Source organism: Amycolatopsis sp. NPDC088138 (assembly GCF_044741685.1).
Taxonomy (GTDB): Bacteria; Actinomycetota; Actinomycetes; order Mycobacteriales; family Pseudonocardiaceae; genus Amycolatopsis.
On the sequence record NZ_JBIUTB010000001.1, the window covers coordinates 289,924 to 304,777 of the forward strand.

The following is a 14,854-nucleotide window of genomic DNA, read 5'->3' on the forward strand; positions in this document are numbered from 1 at the left end:
GGCGGGTACCCGGGCGGTCAAGGTCGAACCATGACCAAGCTGAGCGCCGAGCAGATCGCCCGGCACGCCTACGACGCCGGGTTCCGCGGCCAGGGCCTGACCACCGCGGTCGCCGTCGCGCTGGCCGAGTCCGGCGGGCGCACGACCGCGCACAACGCGACCCCGCCGGACAACTCCTACGGCCTCTGGCAGATCAACATGCTGGGTGCGCTCGGCCCGGACCGGCGCAACGAGTACCACCTGAAGTCGAACGACGCCCTGTTCAACCCGGACACCAACGCCCGGGTCGCGAAGGACATCTCGAGCGACGGGCACGACTTCACGCCCTGGTCGACGTACACGAACGGTGCCTACAAGGACCACCTGACCGCGGCGCGCAAGGCCGCCCAGGACGTCACGAAGCACCACGGCAAGCCGTCCCACGCGCAGTCCGGAAGCACGCCGAGTGGCGCGCTTCGCGTCGACGACGCGGTGCTGCACGCCTACGTCAAGCGCACCCACGGTGTCGCCGACGCGCTCGGCGGCGCGGGCGGGCACCTCGGCGACGTCCGGGACATCGCCGGGGACAGCTTCGGCAAGATCGGCAAGGAGTCGGGGTTCGCCGACGCGCTCGCCGGCTTCGGGCTGGCCCTGCAGAAGCAGGTCAAGGGCGTCGGCACGCACGCCACCGGCCTGGCCACCGCCGCGCAGAAGGCCGCCGGGTCCTACCGCGACCACGAGACGGCCACCGCCGCCGCCCTCGACGACCACGCCCGACGGAGCTGACATGGACACCACCGCGCTCGCGCACTCCTTCGCGCAGGACCTCATCGCGCACCGCAACAAGCTCGCCGGCAAGGCCGAAGACGCCGTCCGCGCCGAATACGCCCTCAACCGGGTGGCGGCGTCCTTGGACGACCAGCACGCCGCCTACCACAAGGAAAGCACCACCGTCCTGGGCCACTGGGACGGCCACGGTTCCGACGGCTTCAAGCACACCAGCGCGCAGCTGACCAAGGAGCTGAAGGTCACCGGCACCGCGGGCGCGGCGGCCGAGAAGATCGTCGCGCACGTGGCGTCCACTGTGGACGCCGGGCACACGGCCGTGCAGCGGCTCGTCACGGAGTACACCGCCAAGGCCAAGCAGGTCCTCGACGCCGGCACGTCCGCCGGGACGCAGGCCGCGCTGATGCGGGCCGTCGGGCACGCCGCCGACCTCGCGCCGCACTACACGCGGCAGTCGGCGTCCACGCTGCGGCACGTCGACGCCGAGCTCAAGGCGGCGGCGAAGAAGCTGCAAGCGTTGCGGAAGGACCTGACGCACGACGGCGTGATGGACAAGACCGTCGCCAAAACCGAGGCCGCGCACGTGAAGAAGCCGCACGGCAGCGGCACGGGCAAGGCGTCGGCGAAGGGCAAGGACGTCGTGCACGCGGCGCGCATGCAGATCGGCGTCCGCGAGAACCCGCCGGGCAGCAACAAGAACCCGTACGGGCCGACCGCCGCGTGGTGCTCGTCGTTCGCGACGGCGATGTGGCGCAAGGCCGGCGTGAAGATCCCGGTCCTGCCCTTCAGCGGCGACGTCTACCACTGGGGCCAGGAGAACGGGCACGCGTACGGCAAGAACTCGCTGCACGACGCGCGCCCGGGTGACGTGCTGATCTTCGGCACCGGCCCGCAGAACACGTCGACGAGCACGCACATCGGCATCGTCGAGAAGGTCGACGGTGACAAGGTCACGATGATCGAGGGCAACTCCGGGGACGCCGTCCGCCGGAACACGCACACGCTCTCGTCGTCGACGTTCTACGGAGGGGTCCACCCGTGATCACCGGAAAAGCCGCCGACCGGACGGTCGCCGTGGAGGTCGCGCCCGGCGGCGCGCTGCAGGAGCTGACGCTCGAGGTGTCGGCGCTGCGGCTCGAGCCGGACGAGCTGGCGCGCCGGATCCTGCTGCTCACCGCGGCCGCGTCGGCCCGCGCCACGGCGTCGCTGTGGCACACCCTGGAGGCCGGTGACCTGGACGCGCTCGGGTTCGCCGCGCCGGACCCGGCGGCGGAAGAGACGACCCCCGGAAGCTGGCGGGCCCAGTGAACCCCGAGCGGACGGCCGCGGAGCTGGCCGACGACGCGTTCGCCGCGCCGGACCCGGGATACGGCGGCCGGCTGGCGCTGATCCGCGCGTCGGCGGCCGCGGACGGCGTCGCGCTGGTGGTCGACCTGCACGGCGCGCTGGTGGAGCTGCGGTTCGAGCGGTGGGCGTTGAACCGCTCGCCGGTGGAGCTGGCGAGTCTGGTGAAACGGCTGGCGGCGGAGGCCGCGGCCGACGCGCTGCGGCAGGGACGGGAAGTGCTGGGGGAGCTGCTGCCCGAGCGGGTGTGGGGACCGGAGACACGGCCGGTGCGGGCCGCCGAGCCGGAACCGCACGACCGTCAGGCCTGGGGACCGGAAACCCGGCCCGTCCGGGCCGCGCGGCCGGCGCCCGACGACGACTCGTTCACCCCGGCGACCTGGGCCACCTGAGCCGGGGACGCGCTACCGGGCGTCGTCGGTCAGGCGGGTGACGCGGTCGGCCAGCCAGGCGTCGTCGGCCGGGGTCACCATCACCCACGGTTCGCCGCCGACGTTCTCCGGTGTCACGGCGTAGCGGCCCGCCGCCGTGTCGAACCAGGCGAGCACCGGGGTGCGGCCCGCCGGGCCGGTCGCGGCCAGCTGGCCGGCGGCGTACCGCTCGGCCGTGACCAGGGTCGCCAGCGGGCGGACGGCGCGGCCGGTGATCCCGGCCGCGCCCAGCGCCCGCTCGAACGCGTCGTACCCGGCCTGCGCGTGGGCGTCCATCGCCGCCGCGTACGCCGCTCGCGGCAGCCGCAGCTGGTCACCCGGGCCCGGCGGCTGCGTGCCGAGCATGCGCGTCACCGCGGGCACGAGGTCGGTGGCGCGCAGCGGTTCCAGCACCAGGTCCCGCTCGTCCAGCACGGCCAGCACCCCGGCCGGGCCCTGGACGGCGGCGAGCAGCCGCCACGGCGCCTCGCCGAGCACCAGCGCGTCCACGCTCAGCGCGGGCGCCCCCAGCAGCACGAACAGGTCCGCCAGCGCCGGGTCGACGTCGTCGCCGTCGGTGAGCCCGGCCTCGGTGAGCCCGGCGAACACGCGCACGCCCAGGTCGTCGCGCTCGGCGTGGGTGGCGCCGTGCGCCGGCACGTCGAACGGGTACGGCGGCGGCCCGCCCGGCCCCAGGTCCTCCCAGAGGAGATCGAATTCCAGATGCGACAGGATCACTCCCGACGCCGTCGCGGTACGCCGCGCCATGGTCCCCCTTCCCGTGGGATGCGGCCGCCGTCGGGCACGATGGTGCCGATGGCCGAGCCGCACTCAGTCGACGTACCCGCGACCGGGTACCTCGTCGTCCGTGCTTCCGGTGCCGCGGCCGCCCGCGCGGCCATCCTCGGCGGTCCGGCCGCGCCCGAGAGCGTCCAGCTGCTGCTGCGCTGCCCGGTCCCGCGGGCGGTCGCCGAATCCGGTGCCAAGCTGACGTTCGCCGACGCGACCCTGCACCTGCAGCCGTCCGGTGTGGTGATGCTGACCGTCGCGGCGGCGAAGCTGTCGATCTCGTTCGCCGAGCTGCGGCCGCTGATGTTCCGGCCGGTCGAGGTGGACGCGCCGCTGCGGTCGCTGTTCGCCGGCGCGGTCGCGCACGTCCTGGCCGCGGGGCCGCGGCTGGACCCGCACGGCCTGGCCCACCACCTGCTCGGCCTCGCCGAGCTGGTGCTGCGCAGCGCGTTGCGCGTCGAGCTGGACCGCGTTGACGCGCTGGCGACGCGAAGGCGCGAAGCGCTCGAGTACATGCGGGCGCACCTGGGTGAGCAGTCGCTGAGCGCCGACAAGATCGCCGAAGCGCTGTACATCTCGCGACGGCGGCTGTACCAGCTGTTCGACGACGGCCAAGGCGTCTCGGAACGGCTGAAAGGACTGCGGATCGAGCGGGCCAAGACCCTGCTGACCGATCCGGCGAAAGCGGGCCGGGGCATCGCGGAGATCGCCCGCGACTGCGGGTTCGTCAGCGCGCCGCACTTCTCGCGGACGTTCCGCCGGGCGACCGGCCGGACGCCGCGCGAGTTCCGGGAGCAGGCGTTGCGGGGCTGACGCATCAGTGCCTCGCCGCCGCGCGGGGTTCCGCGGGAGTCAGGTCGACGCCCGCGACGAGCGTCCCGGCCAGCCCCGCGACCTCCAGCCAGCCGCGGCCGCCGGGGGAGTGCAGGGTGAACACCGCCGCACGCGGACGGTCCGGGTCGAGCACGACAGCCTGCAGCTGCGCGCCCGACAAGCCGATCCGCTCGACGATCACCACCGGGTAGCCGCGGCCGGTGCGGGCACTGCTGACCTCGCGGATGCCCGGGGTCTTGTCGGCGACGAAGTGGCCGAGGTCCGCGGCGGCCGTCTCGTCGAGCGGGCCGTCGACCGGGACCACCCCGGCGATGAGCAGGGCCGGGTCGGCGTCGCGGTGCTCGACCAGCGCGAGCAGGCCGGCCCGCTGCTCGTGGGCGATCTCGGCGGACTGCACGGCGGCCGCTTCCAGGCCGAGGTCGCGAGCGGCGTCGGGGCCGCGCAGGCGCACCATGAGCGCGTGCAGCTCGGCGGTCGTGCGCTCGACCGAAGCCAGGCTCACCGGGCTGATCCCCGGTACCGCGGGCAGTTTCACCGGCCACCCAGAGCCGCGGTGAACGCGCCGACGGCGCCGGAGGGCGGGGTGACCGGCGCGACCGGGGTCCGCGCGACGGTCACGCCGAGGTCGCGCCCGGCTTGGGAGAAGGTGCCGAGATGGGTTGCCAGGCTTCGGAAATCCGGTGCGGTGGGCAGCGGGCCGCCGTCGCCGAGGGCCCGTAGCCGCTCGGCGACGCGGGCCGCCTCGGTGCTGTGGAGGCGTTCGAGGTCACGGGCCTGGTCCAGGAGGCGGTCGAGTTCTCGTTGTGCCGTCGTAAGGCTCGCGCGAGCCTCGGTCAGTTCTCCTTGTGTGCCAGGGGAAAACTGGACGGTCGTCTCGGCGCGTTCGACGTCGTCCTGTGCGCCGACGACCGCGCGCCGGGCGGTGACGGCCCGGGTGTCGAGGTCCTCGGCCTGCCGACGGTGATCGGCGAGGACGCCGGCCCAGTCGTCGAGCACGGCGGCGGTTTTGCGGAGCGCTTCGGGCACGGCGGCGAGGCCGGCGCGGGTGCGTCCGGCGCGGTCGGCCAGGGCCTGCGCGGACCGTCCGGCCCACTCGGGGATCTCGCCGGGCGTTGGTGCTTCGCCGAGCTTGGCGGCGGCCGCGACGCAACCACGCGCCGCATCGGCGACGGCCTCCGCGCTGCCGGGGACGGGGTCGAAACCGAGACCCCGGAACTCAGCCATCGGCCGGGCCGGTGCTCGGTGTGTCCGCGATCGTGCCGAGCGCCTCCGCCGCGCTCGTGTCCGAACCGCCGTAGGCCTTCGCCGCCGCGCGGACGCTGTCCGCCGCTGCCGCGTAGTCCGTCCGCACGGCTCGTATCCTTCCGGACCACTCGCCGGTCAGCGACGTGAGTGCTGCCGTCACCGCCGGTGGGCCCAGGTCGCCGCTCGTGGCCGATTCCACGTCGGCCGAGGCCGCCGCGAAGTCGTCGGCCGTCTCCTCCAGACGGCGGGCCAGGGCCTCGAGGGCCGCCAGGTCGGCGTGGAAGCCGGTCATTCGCCGAACACCGGGGGATAGGCCGGGGGCAGGTCGTCCAGGAGGTCGTAGCCGTCGGCGTACTTGTCGCGGTGCTCGGTGTCCTCCTCGCCCCGCGCGCCGCCCTGGTTGCCCGGCGGGTACATGCCGTAGCCGCCCGCCGCGCCGCGGGTTCCGCTCGCGCCCGGGCCGAAGCCGGACGTTCCGGTGCCGAAACGGCCCGCGCCCGTCCCCGCGCCTTCGCCGAGGGCTCCGGTGCCGCCCGGCATGCCCGCGAAGCCGGGGACGGAACCTGCGCCGTACCCGCCCGCGCCGATCACCCCGTCGGCCCCGGGCAAACCGGACAGGCCAGGCAGGCCGGACAGTGCGGCCAGGCCGGGCCCAGAGCCCGTGAGCGTGCCCGGCAGCACGCCCGCGGTGGTCGTCGCATCGTCGGGCGAGTCGGGCGAGGAGCCGGGCCCGGGAGACGGAGACGGCGAGGGAGTGGGCGACGGCGAAGGCGTCGGAGAAGGAGAATGAGACGGCGGCACGCGCGGCACCACCGGGTCCCCGTCGACGGCGCTCACCTGCGGCGCCGCGTCGAACGCGGGCGGGAGGCGGTGGCGCACGTCGTGGCTCGCGCCCTCGTACTGCTCCATCACCCGGACGGCTTCGGCCTTGGCGTCGTCGGCCTGCTTCTTCGTCGGGAGCTTGTCGTCGAGCAGCTGGTCCAGCATGTACGTGCCCTCGGGCCCGTCGAGCCGCTTGACCGCGTAGCCCTCCTTGAACCACCGCTCGGCCCAGTAGTGCACCGGTTCCGGCATCTTCTTCTGGGCCTCGCCGATCGCCGAGGTGTAGGTGTCGAGGCCGTCGCCGATGTGCCGGGCGTTCTCGCCCGCCGTCGACGCCCAGCCCGTCAGCCGCTGCACCGAATCCGCGGCCTGCGCGGCGGACGGCCCGCGCCACGACAGCAGCAGCTTCTGCACCACGGCGTGGACGTCCTCGGTGGCGTTGCCGACGCCCTCGGCGAGCTCGGCCCAGCGGTGCGCCTGTTCCCCGAGCTTCGGCGGCTCGGCCGACTGCACCATGTCCCACAGCTCGCGGTGGTCGTAGCTGTCCCAGTTGATCCGCCCGAACGTGTCCTCGCGGTTGTTGACGGCCTTCTCACGGCGGACGCGCCGCGCTTTGGCCTTTTCGCGCTTGGTCGGCTCGTGGTGCGTGGAGTGGAACTCAGGCATCCTGGGCCCCCGCGAGCGTCTCGGCGGCCTGTTCGTCGTTGCGCTGGTGGGTCGCGGCGACGGTGTCGAGCGCCTGCCGAAGCGAGGCCAGCTCGGTCAGGTAGGACTGCAGCGCCGTCTGGACGCCGCCGGCCTCGGCGCCACCGCGCAGCCCGAACGACGCGCGCATCCAGTGCGAGACGGGACCCTTGCCGTCGGCCAGCGGGGTGCCCAGGTCGCGGGCGCTGTCGAGGTAGCGCGCGACCTCCTGGTACCGGTCGTCGAGGGCCTTCTGTGCGGCCGCGATCTCGGCGTAGTCCAGCGCGATCACGTCACCGCCGTCGGCCACGAGCGCGGCCGAACCGCCATCCGTCGGCCGGTCGACGCCCGAGGCCTTCTCCCGGGGTCCGTGCCCTTCCTGCTGCTCCCGCTGGTGCTCCGCGCGCAGCTGCCGCCGCGCGTCGGCCTCGTCGCGCACTGTCGCCATGGAGGTCCTTCCCTCGCCACCCAGGCGTCCATCTTGACCAATGCCCGGCGCGGAGACCAGCGACACCCCCACCGCTGCACAGGTGGACACGAACACTGCACGAACCGGATAGGGCAGGATGTCCGAATGATCCCGCACCGCGCCCTGACCGCCGCCGTCACTGTGGACACCGGCAGCCTGCCGGGCTGGATCTGGGTGGGGGTCGCCGTCATCGGCCTGCTGGCCGTGATCGTCGTCGGCATCCGGTTCCTGCGGGGCGGCCCGAAGCCGTGACCTACTCCTGCGGCACCGTCACGACCCACCGCCCGGGACGTCGGCGCAGGTAGCCCCACCAGTACAGCGCCGACACCAGCAGCACGCCGGCCGTGATGCCCAGGTCGAGGGCACTCTGCTCGACCAGGATGTAGAGCAGCGCGGCGACGGCGAGCACCGGCACGACCGGCCACGCCGGCATCCGCCAGACGTGCGGCTTCCGGTGCGCGGCCCGGCGGGCGCCGAGCGCGGCGGCCGCGACGCTGAGGTAGAGCGCGACGACGGCGACCCCGGTGACGCCGTTCAGCGTGTCCACCGGCACGAAGCACAGGACGGCCTCGGACAGCCCGGTCACCAGCGTCGCCACCCACGGCGACCCGTAGCGGCGCCCGACCGTGCTCATCGCGCGGTTGACCGGTTCCGGCCACGCCCGGTCGCGGGCCGAGGAGAACAGCACCCGCGAGTTCTGGATGACCATGACGATCACGGCGTTGACGATCGCCGCCGCGATGCAGAGGCTGACCGCGGCGCCGACGGCGGTGCTGCTCCAGCCGACGACCAGCGCGGTCAGGTCGAGCCCGGCGAGCGACGCGGCGTCCGGCACGGCGAGGGTGATCGCGACGACCGGCACCAGGATGACCAGCGCGCTGATGCCGAGCGTCCAGAACACCGTCCGCGCGACCGTCCTGCGCGGCTCGCGCATCTCCTCGGCGAGGTAGACGGCGGTGCTGAAGCCCTGCACGACGAACAGCGCGACGGCGAGCCCGGCGATCACCGCGATCAGCCCGATCGCGCCACCGCTGCCGAGCGTCGGCTTGACCAGCACGGCGGGGCTCTGTGAGGTGTGCGTGAAGGCCAGCAGCGACACGACGAAGATCGCGACCAGTTCGATGACCAGGAAGATCCCGGTGATCCAGGCGTTGGAGCGCAGGTTCAGCAGGCCCATCACGGTCGCGGCGAGCATCACGATCGCACCGGCCACCGACGGGTTGATGTCGACGACCGCGGCGAGGTAGTCCGAGACGCCGATGGCGATGATCGGCGGGACGACGAGGATGACGACGAACGACAGCATGAACGTCATCCAGCCGGCGAACCGGTTCGCGACCGTGGTGACCATCGCGTATTCGCCGCCCGCGCTGGGAACCAGCGTGCCCAGCTCGGAATAGCAGAAGGCGACGCCGACGCAGAGCAGCACGGCGAGGGTGATCGTGAGCGCGGTGCCGGTGCCGAGTTCGCCGAACAGCGGCGGCACGAGGACGAACAGCGAGGACGCCGGCGTCACGCAGCTGAGCGTGAGCAGGGTGCCGCCGCCGACGCCGATGGAGCGGGTCAGCGTGCGGGGTCCGGCGGGTGCGGTGGCCGTGGCGGCCTCGGGCGGGGCTGGGGTGCGGGGCATCGGCGTTCCCTCCGGCCGGGGCAAGGTGCGACGGATGGAACAGCAAGTGTTTCGGTGTTGTCAACGCCACAAAGACGACTAAATCCGTTGCCGCGAGCCGGTGTCACCTTCGCATTCGGTGACCATGCGTGATCGATTCGCCGCGTTTGCCTGCGGTCGCCCGCGTCAGGGATGATCCCGGGCGTGAGCAGCCAGGACATCCCCAGCCGGCCGGCGCCGCCGGTGCTCGACGACATCTCGCGGCAGATCATCGCGCAACTGCAGGAGGACGGCCGGCGCGCGTACGCGACGATCGGCAAGGCCGTCGGCCTGTCCGAGGCCGCGGTGCGCCAGCGGGTGCAGCGGCTGTCGGACTCCGGCGTCATCCAGATCGTCGCCGTCTCGGATCCCTTGCAGGTCGGGCTGTTCCGGCAGGCGATGATCGCGATCACCGTGGACGGTCCACTCGAGCCCGTCGGCGACGCACTGGCCGAAATGGACGAAATCGCCTACGTGATCCTCTGTGCCGGGCGCTACGACGTGCTCTGCGAGGCGGTGTGCGCCGACGACGAGGCGCTGCTCGAGCTGATCTCCACCCGGATCCGCGCGCTGCCGGGCGTCCGGCACGCGGAGGCGATGGTCTACCTCAAGCTGCGTAAGCAGACCTACCAGTGGGGCACTCGCTGACCGTGACGACTAAATCCGAAGCACTGATCGACAAGCGGCCATGAATTAGTTGTTAACGATTGTTTCGGCGACTGGATCGCTTGCGTAACGGCGACGGCGCGTGCGATAACCGAGCCATGACGACCACAGCCGCCGCGGACCTCGCCCGCTCCGCCCGCAGCAACCTCTGGATGCACTTCACCCGCCACTCCGCCTTCGACGAGGCCGACGTCCCGGTGATCGTGCGCGGCGAGGGCCCCTACATCTGGGACGCCCGCGGGAAGCGCTACCTCGACGGGCTGGCCGGCCTGTTCGCGGTCCAGGTCGGCCACGGCCGTGAGGAGCTCGCCGAAGCCGCCGCGCGCCAGACGAAGCAGCTCGCGTACTTCCCGCTGTGGGGCCACGCGCACCCGTCGGCGATCGAGCTGGCCGAGCGGCTGGCCGCCGCGTCACCCGGCGATCTCGACCGCGTGTTCTTCACGGTGAGCGGCGGCGAGTCGGTCGAGACGGCCTGGAAGCTCGCCAAGCAGTACTTCAAGCTCGTCGGGAAACCCACCAAGCACAAGGTGATCAGTCGCGCGCTGGCCTACCACGGGACGTCGCAGGGCGCGCTGTCGATCACCGGCATCCCCGGCGCGAAGGCCGACTTCGAGCCGCTGGTGCCGAGCACGATGCGCGTGCCCAACACGAACTTCTACCGCGCCACCGAGCACGCCGACGACTACGCCGCCTACGGCCGCTGGGCCGCCGACCAGATCGAGCAGGCCATCGAGTTCGAGGGCGCGGACACCGTCGCCGCGGTGTTCCTCGAGCCGGTGCAGAACACCGGCGGCTGCTTCGTCCCGCCGCCCGGCTACTTCGAGCGCGTGCGTGAGATCTGCGACAAGCACGACGTGCTCCTGGTGTCGGACGAGGTGATCTGCGCGTTCGGCCGGGTCGGGTACGATTTCGCCGCCAAGCGCTACGGCTACCAGCCGGACATCATCACCATCGCGAAGGGCCTGACGTCCGGGTACGCGCCGCTGGGCGCGGTGCTCGCGAGCGAGCGGCTGATGGACCCGTTCACCCGCGGCGCCACGACGTTCATGCACGGCTCGACCTACGGCGGGCACCCGGTGTCCTGCGCGGTGGCGCTGGCCAACCTCGACCTGATGGAGCGGGAGGACCTCTACGGCCACGTGCTGGCGAACGAGTCCGCGTTCCGGTCCACTTTGGACAAGCTGACCGATCTGCCGATCGTGGGCGACGTCCGCGGCGCGGGGTTCTTCTACGGCATCGAGCTGGTCAAGGACAAGGCGACCAAGGAGACCTTCAGCGCCACCGAATCCGAGCGCGTGCTGCGCGGTTTTCTGTCCGACGCGCTGTTCGAAGCGGGACTGTACTGCCGCGCGGACGACCGCGCCGAGCCGGTCGTGCAGCTGTCGCCGCCGCTGATCTGCGACCAGCGCCAGTTCGACGAGATGGAGCAGATCCTGCGCGACACCCTGACCCAGGCCTGGAAGCTGCTCTAGGCGCTGCCGGAAAAGTCGCGTTCGTGCGAGGCGGTTAGCCCGGACGGGCAACGAATCTGCGCGTCGCCCGCCCGGCTGGGTACCGTGGATCTTGGGACCGGGGGAGCGGCCGTCACCGGCCCGTCCGTCCGTGCCGTCGGCCGCGCACCCGGGAGGATCCTCGATGACCGCGACCACGGACACCCCGCGCCTGCCGTTCGCGCGGCCGAACGTCCTGGAGATCGCCCCGCTCTACGACGTGCTGCGGCGCCAGGGGCCGGTGGTGCGGGTGACGACGCCGGTGGGTGACCCGGCGTGGCTCGTCACCGGGTTCGACCAGGTGCGGGCCGTGCTCTCGGACCCGCGGTTCGGCCGGTCGCACCCGGCGCCGGAAGAGGCGTCCTCGCTATCGGACGCGGCGATCCTCAGCCGGCCGCAGGGTGACCACGACACCGAGCACGCCGAGCACGCCCGGATGCGGAAGATGCTGGTCCCGTCGTTCTCCGCCAACCGGATGCGGCGGCTGGCCGGCCACGTCCAGGAGCTGGCCGACGGCTGCTTCGACGCGATGGACCGCGCTCGCGCCGAGCACCCCGGAGAACCGGTCGACCTGCACGAAGTCCTCTCGTTCCCGCTGCCCGTGCTGGTGATCTGCGAGCTGCTCGGCGTCCCGTACGAGGACCGCGGCAAGTTCCGGGTGCTCTCGGACCGGATGGGCCGCACGGACATCGGGTCCGGCGCCGACGCCGCGCTCGACGAGTTCGCCGAGTACATGGGCCGGCTCGCCGCGGCGAAACGGCGGAATCCGGCCCAGGACGTCGTGTCGGACATGGTCCGCGCCCAGGCCGAGGACCCGACGTTCAGCGACGACGACCTCGCCCGGCTCGCCGCCGGCCTGCTGTTCGCCGGCCACGAGACGACGTCCAACCGGATCGACCTCGGCGTGTTGTTCCTGCTCACCGACCTCGCGCGGCGTGACGCCCTGGTCGCCGACCCGGACGGCCGCGTCCACGGTGTGGTCGAGGAGATCCTCCGGATGTCGGCGCCGGGTGGCCTCGGCCTCCTGCGGTACGCGCACGACGACGTCGACCTCGGCGGCGTCGCGATCGCCCGCGGCGACGCCATGGTGCTGTCGATCGGGGCCGCCAACCGCGACGAGTCGGTGTTCCCCGACGCCGCGACGTTCGACCCGGACCGCAAGCCGAACGGGCACGTCGCGTTCGCCTACGGCGGCTGGTTCTGCATCGGCGCCAGCCTCGCCCGCACCGAGCTGCGGGTGGTGTTCGGGTCGCTGTTCCGCCGGTTCCCCGGTCTGCGGCTGGCCGTCGGCGTCGACGAACTCGAGGTCCGGGTGAATCGTGTCACCGGGGGAGTGGACCGCGTGCCGGTCCTCTGGTAGACCGAAGCGGCTTCGACGCCGTTACATCACCGGAAAGACAGGGCAGCATGGCGCTGTGGGACACGCTCGCGATGGACGACAAGCTCGTCAAGGTGCTGAAGGAGATTCCGCCGGGACCGGACGCCGGGGACTTCGGGCCCGCCTACGTGACGATCCACCAGCTCGCGGTGGAGCTCGACCAGCGGTTCCCGGAGGTGCGCCGCCAGCTCGACGTGCCGCTGGGCGGCGGGGCGAGCCGGCACAACGGGCTCGTCGAGCTGCTCGGCAAGGAGCTGGTCGACAAGATCAAGCGCTACGGTGACGTGTACCCGATCGAAGCCGCGCAGCTGTCGTCCGTGCGGTTCCGCGAGCTGCGGCTCAAGGGCCCCGGCGGGCGCGACCTGGTCGGCGCGTCGCGCACCGACCTGCCGCTGATCCGCCTGCGGCCCAAAGACAAGCCCGAGGACTGAGGATGCTCCCACCGCCGCCGGTCCGGGTCCTGGTGGCCGAGCGCGACCCCGGCGTGCGGGACCGCCTGAGCGGGATCCTCGGCGAGGCGGACGGCATCGAGGTGGTCGGCTCGGTCGGCGACGCGACGGCGACCCAGGCCACCCTCCGGCGGCGGCTGCCCGACGTGGTGCTGCTGGACCCGCGCCTCGCGCCGCTGGATCCGGTGTCCCGGCGCCCGGCGGTGGTCGTGCTGGCCACGTTCGACTCCGAGGCGGGGATCCTGCGCGCGTTGCGGGACGGCGCGGCGGGGTTCCTGCTGCGGTCGGCCCGCCGCAACGAGCTGATCAAGGTGGTCCGGCTGGCGGCCGACGGTCACGTGGTGCTCTCCCCGGACGCCTCCCGCCGACTGGTTTCCGCGGCGACACGCTTGTCCGGCCCTCGCGACGAGCGCCTGGCCCGGGTGGACCTGCTGTCGGAGCGCGAGCGGGAGGTGCTGGTCGGCATCGGCTCCGCCCTGACGAACGTCGAGATCGGGACGCGCCTCGAGCTGCCGGGGCCGGTGGTGCGGGCCCTCGTCGCGCAGGTCGTGCGGAAGCTCGGCTGCGCGCACCGGACCGAGGCCGGCCTGCTGGCGATCGAACGCGGGCTCTGCCGCTGACCCTGCCGATTCTGCCGACTCTGCCGTGAGGGGCACCTTCATGGCGTTAAAAGCCATGAAGGTGCCCCTCATGGCTTTCGTCAGAACCCGCCGAGGCCGTTCGGGACGCCGACGCCCGTGGGGGCGTCGTAACCCGGGCCGGCCACGCACAGGTAGTCGCCGCCGCACTTCGCGCCGCCGCCCACCGGGTCGTTGTTCCCCGACGTGACGTCGGTGAACTGGGCCGCCCGCGCGTAGAGGTCAGCCGGCTGCGCGACCCCGGCGCGGCCGGACCGGCCGTACAGCCCGGCGACGAACGGCGCCGACGCGCTGGTGCCGTTCACCGGGAGCCAGCCGCCCGCGTCCGTGTTGTAGATCGCCAGGCCGTCGGCGACCGCCGAGACGTCCGCGACCGTCCGCTTGCCGCAGTGGGTGTCCTTCTGCCACTTCGGTTTCGCGATGTAGGCCGAGCAGCCGCTGCCGCCGTAGGCCCACGCCTGTTCTTCCCAGCCACGCGGCGAGTCCGGGTTCCTGGCCAGCGACGTCCCGCCGACCGCGACGGTCGTCGCCAGCGCCGCGGGGTAGCTCGCCGCCGTGAACCCGGAGTCGCCCGAGGACGCCACCACCGTCACGCCCGCGTGCCGGTAGTGGCTCGCGAACGCCAGCTGCGCACCGCCTTCCCGCGAGCCGTAGCTGTTCGACACCACCTTCGCACCCAGCCGGACGGCGGTGTCCTCGGTCTCGGCGAGGTCGGCGAACCCGGGTGTGTCGCCCTCCACGACGACGATCCGGCACGACGGGCACGCCGCCGACACCATGGAGACGTCCAAAGTGGACTCGATGGCCCAGCCGAAGTCGGCCGCCGGCAACGGCGTCGGGGCGCCCTGCTGGTTCACCTTCCGGAAGCAGCCGTTCGCCGTGGTGCACGGCGGCAGGCCGTACTGCGCCCGGTAGGTGGCGAGGTCGGCCTCCAGGTTGGGCGCGTCGTAGGCGATCGAGATGCCGACGACCGTGCCGGGCCCGGCGGTCGTGGGCAGCCGGTAGGCCGAGGCCAGGTCGTCGGCACCCCAGCCGGCCGGGCCGTCGGCCACAGCACGCGTGGCGCCCGGCGTGAACGTGGTGAGGCAGCGCAGGGCGCCCGGCCCCGCGTCGGGACAGGCCGCGCGTGGTGTGGGCGCGGCGGACGCGGCCGGAGCCAGTGCGATCGCCGCCGCGCACACGGCAATCAGCACACCGAGTTTTCTGATGTACATAGTGGACAC

The 14,854-nt window shown here is 72.9% G+C and carries 19 protein-coding genes; 11 read left to right on the plus strand and 8 right to left on the minus strand.

The window, feature by feature from the left end:
* Positions 1–30 precede the first annotated feature (30 nt).
* Genes ACIOD2_RS01505 through ACIOD2_RS01520 form a run of 4 tightly spaced genes read left to right on the plus strand, consistent with a single transcriptional unit; the run spans position 31 to position 2,501 of the window.
* Positions 31–765, plus strand: a complete 735-nt coding sequence (locus ACIOD2_RS01505) for a transglycosylase SLT domain-containing protein (protein ID WP_400533027.1) — start codon at positions 31–33, stop codon at positions 763–765.
* Between the two features lies 1 nt (position 766).
* Entirely contained in the window at positions 767–1,807 is a 1,041-nt protein-coding gene (locus tag ACIOD2_RS01510) for a CHAP domain-containing protein (RefSeq protein WP_400533029.1), read from the plus strand.
* Complete coding sequence (locus tag ACIOD2_RS01515) at positions 1,804–2,073, plus strand: YbaB/EbfC family DNA-binding protein (RefSeq protein WP_400533031.1); 270 nt, start codon at positions 1,804–1,806, stop codon at positions 2,071–2,073. The genes ACIOD2_RS01510 and ACIOD2_RS01515 overlap by 4 nt, the downstream gene beginning before the upstream one ends.
* Positions 2,070–2,501 carry a hypothetical protein gene (locus tag ACIOD2_RS01520; RefSeq protein ID WP_400533033.1) on the plus strand — a complete coding sequence of 144 codons (432 nt, stop codon included), beginning with the start codon at positions 2,070–2,072 and terminating at the stop codon, positions 2,499–2,501. Before ACIOD2_RS01515 ends, ACIOD2_RS01520 begins: the two co-directional genes overlap by 4 nt.
* Before the next feature lie 12 nt (positions 2,502–2,513).
* Here the strand turns inward: ACIOD2_RS01520 and ACIOD2_RS01525 are convergent, their stop codons facing one another.
* A complete protein-coding gene (locus ACIOD2_RS01525; RefSeq protein WP_400533035.1) occupies positions 2,514–3,287 on the minus strand; it encodes an ESX secretion-associated protein EspG in 774 nt (257 codons plus the stop codon).
* A 48-nt stretch (positions 3,288–3,335) separates the two neighbouring features.
* Between ACIOD2_RS01525 and ACIOD2_RS01530 the strand changes: the two genes are divergently transcribed.
* Positions 3,336–4,121, plus strand: coding sequence for a helix-turn-helix transcriptional regulator (locus ACIOD2_RS01530; RefSeq protein ID WP_400533037.1), 786 nt, complete (start codon positions 3,336–3,338; stop codon positions 4,119–4,121).
* A 4-nt stretch (positions 4,122–4,125) separates the two neighbouring features.
* On the opposite strand, the gene ACIOD2_RS01535 is transcribed toward ACIOD2_RS01530, so the two are convergent.
* Genes ACIOD2_RS01535 through ACIOD2_RS01555 form a run of 5 tightly spaced genes read right to left on the minus strand, consistent with a single transcriptional unit; the run spans position 4,126 to position 7,341 of the window.
* Complete coding sequence (locus tag ACIOD2_RS01535) at positions 4,126–4,677, minus strand: hypothetical protein (protein WP_400533039.1); 552 nt, start codon at positions 4,675–4,677, stop codon at positions 4,126–4,128.
* Positions 4,674–5,366, minus strand: coding sequence for a hypothetical protein (locus ACIOD2_RS01540; RefSeq protein WP_400533041.1), 693 nt, complete (start codon positions 5,364–5,366; stop codon positions 4,674–4,676). Before ACIOD2_RS01540 ends, ACIOD2_RS01535 begins: the two co-directional genes overlap by 4 nt.
* Complete coding sequence (locus ACIOD2_RS01545; RefSeq protein ID WP_400533043.1) at positions 5,359–5,679, minus strand: hypothetical protein; 321 nt, start codon at positions 5,677–5,679, stop codon at positions 5,359–5,361. Before ACIOD2_RS01545 ends, ACIOD2_RS01540 begins: the two co-directional genes overlap by 8 nt.
* Positions 5,676–6,875, minus strand: a complete 1,200-nt coding sequence (locus ACIOD2_RS01550) for a PPE domain-containing protein (RefSeq protein WP_400533045.1) — start codon at positions 6,873–6,875, stop codon at positions 5,676–5,678. The genes ACIOD2_RS01545 and ACIOD2_RS01550 overlap by 4 nt, the downstream gene beginning before the upstream one ends.
* Complete coding sequence (locus tag ACIOD2_RS01555) at positions 6,868–7,341, minus strand: hypothetical protein (protein WP_400533047.1); 474 nt, start codon at positions 7,339–7,341, stop codon at positions 6,868–6,870. The genes ACIOD2_RS01550 and ACIOD2_RS01555 overlap by 8 nt, the downstream gene beginning before the upstream one ends.
* 126 nt (positions 7,342–7,467) lie before the next feature.
* On the opposite strand from ACIOD2_RS01555, the gene ACIOD2_RS01560 reads away from it, so the two are divergent.
* The gene (locus tag ACIOD2_RS01560; protein WP_400533049.1) at positions 7,468–7,614 is read left to right on the plus strand and encodes a hypothetical protein; all 147 of its coding nucleotides are present in this window, start codon (positions 7,468–7,470) and stop codon (positions 7,612–7,614) included.
* A gap of 1 nt (position 7,615) precedes the next feature.
* Here the strand turns inward: ACIOD2_RS01560 and ACIOD2_RS01565 are convergent, their stop codons facing one another.
* Positions 7,616–8,992 carry an APC family permease gene (locus ACIOD2_RS01565; RefSeq protein ID WP_400533051.1) on the minus strand — a complete coding sequence of 459 codons (1,377 nt, stop codon included), beginning with the start codon at positions 8,990–8,992 and terminating at the stop codon, positions 7,616–7,618.
* Between the two features lie 171 nt (positions 8,993–9,163).
* On the opposite strand from ACIOD2_RS01565, the gene ACIOD2_RS01570 reads away from it, so the two are divergent.
* The 5 genes from ACIOD2_RS01570 (at position 9,164) to ACIOD2_RS01590 (ending at position 13,613) form a co-directional block, all read left to right on the plus strand.
* The gene (locus tag ACIOD2_RS01570) at positions 9,164–9,658 is read left to right on the plus strand and encodes an Lrp/AsnC family transcriptional regulator (protein ID WP_247052614.1); all 495 of its coding nucleotides are present in this window, start codon (positions 9,164–9,166) and stop codon (positions 9,656–9,658) included.
* 116 nt (positions 9,659–9,774) lie between these two features.
* On the plus strand, positions 9,775–11,148 hold the full coding sequence (locus tag ACIOD2_RS01575) for an aspartate aminotransferase family protein (RefSeq protein WP_400533053.1): 1,374 nt from the start codon (positions 9,775–9,777) through the stop codon (positions 11,146–11,148).
* A gap of 163 nt (positions 11,149–11,311) precedes the next feature.
* Positions 11,312–12,526 carry a cytochrome P450 gene (locus ACIOD2_RS01580; protein ID WP_400533055.1) on the plus strand — a complete coding sequence of 405 codons (1,215 nt, stop codon included), beginning with the start codon at positions 11,312–11,314 and terminating at the stop codon, positions 12,524–12,526.
* Positions 12,527–12,573: 47 nt separating this feature from the next.
* On the plus strand, positions 12,574–12,975 hold the full coding sequence (locus ACIOD2_RS01585; RefSeq protein ID WP_400533057.1) for a hypothetical protein: 402 nt from the start codon (positions 12,574–12,576) through the stop codon (positions 12,973–12,975).
* Positions 12,976–12,977: 2 nt separating this feature from the next.
* Entirely contained in the window at positions 12,978–13,613 is a 636-nt protein-coding gene (locus ACIOD2_RS01590; RefSeq protein WP_400533059.1) for a LuxR C-terminal-related transcriptional regulator, read from the plus strand.
* Between the two features lie 80 nt (positions 13,614–13,693).
* On the opposite strand, the gene ACIOD2_RS01595 is transcribed toward ACIOD2_RS01590, so the two are convergent.
* Positions 13,694–14,845: a S8 family serine peptidase gene (locus tag ACIOD2_RS01595; protein WP_400533061.1), complete on the minus strand. Its 1,152-nt coding sequence runs from the start codon at positions 14,843–14,845 to the stop codon at positions 13,694–13,696.
* Between the last annotated feature and the right edge of the window lie 9 nt (positions 14,846–14,854).

Coding starts and splice junctions, on each gene's coding strand:
- ACIOD2_RS01530 (WP_400533037.1), top strand. CDS start 3,336: ATGGCCGAGCCGCACTCAGTCGACGTACCCGCGACCGGGTACCTCGTC.
- ACIOD2_RS01510 (WP_400533029.1), top strand. CDS start 767: ATGGACACCACCGCGCTCGCGCACTCCTTCGCGCAGGACCTCATCGCG.
- ACIOD2_RS01590 (WP_400533059.1), top strand. CDS start 12,978: ATGCTCCCACCGCCGCCGGTCCGGGTCCTGGTGGCCGAGCGCGACCCC.
- ACIOD2_RS01585 (WP_400533057.1), top strand. CDS start 12,574: ATGGCGCTGTGGGACACGCTCGCGATGGACGACAAGCTCGTCAAGGTG.
- ACIOD2_RS01570 (WP_247052614.1), top strand. CDS start 9,164: ATGATCCCGGGCGTGAGCAGCCAGGACATCCCCAGCCGGCCGGCGCCG.
- ACIOD2_RS01545 (WP_400533043.1), bottom strand. CDS start 5,679: ATGACCGGCTTCCACGCCGACCTGGCGGCCCTCGAGGCCCTGGCCCGC.
- ACIOD2_RS01580 (WP_400533055.1), top strand. CDS start 11,312: ATGACCGCGACCACGGACACCCCGCGCCTGCCGTTCGCGCGGCCGAAC.
- ACIOD2_RS01560 (WP_400533049.1), top strand. CDS start 7,468: ATGATCCCGCACCGCGCCCTGACCGCCGCCGTCACTGTGGACACCGGC.
- ACIOD2_RS01505 (WP_400533027.1), top strand. CDS start 31: ATGACCAAGCTGAGCGCCGAGCAGATCGCCCGGCACGCCTACGACGCC.
- ACIOD2_RS01525 (WP_400533035.1), bottom strand. CDS start 3,287: ATGGCGCGGCGTACCGCGACGGCGTCGGGAGTGATCCTGTCGCATCTG.
- ACIOD2_RS01540 (WP_400533041.1), bottom strand. CDS start 5,366: ATGGCTGAGTTCCGGGGTCTCGGTTTCGACCCCGTCCCCGGCAGCGCG.
- ACIOD2_RS01555 (WP_400533047.1), bottom strand. CDS start 7,341: ATGGCGACAGTGCGCGACGAGGCCGACGCGCGGCGGCAGCTGCGCGCG.
- ACIOD2_RS01565 (WP_400533051.1), bottom strand. CDS start 8,992: ATGCCCCGCACCCCAGCCCCGCCCGAGGCCGCCACGGCCACCGCACCC.
- ACIOD2_RS01575 (WP_400533053.1), top strand. CDS start 9,775: ATGACGACCACAGCCGCCGCGGACCTCGCCCGCTCCGCCCGCAGCAAC.
- ACIOD2_RS01595 (WP_400533061.1), bottom strand. CDS start 14,845: ATGTACATCAGAAAACTCGGTGTGCTGATTGCCGTGTGCGCGGCGGCG.
- ACIOD2_RS01550 (WP_400533045.1), bottom strand. CDS start 6,875: ATGCCTGAGTTCCACTCCACGCACCACGAGCCGACCAAGCGCGAAAAG.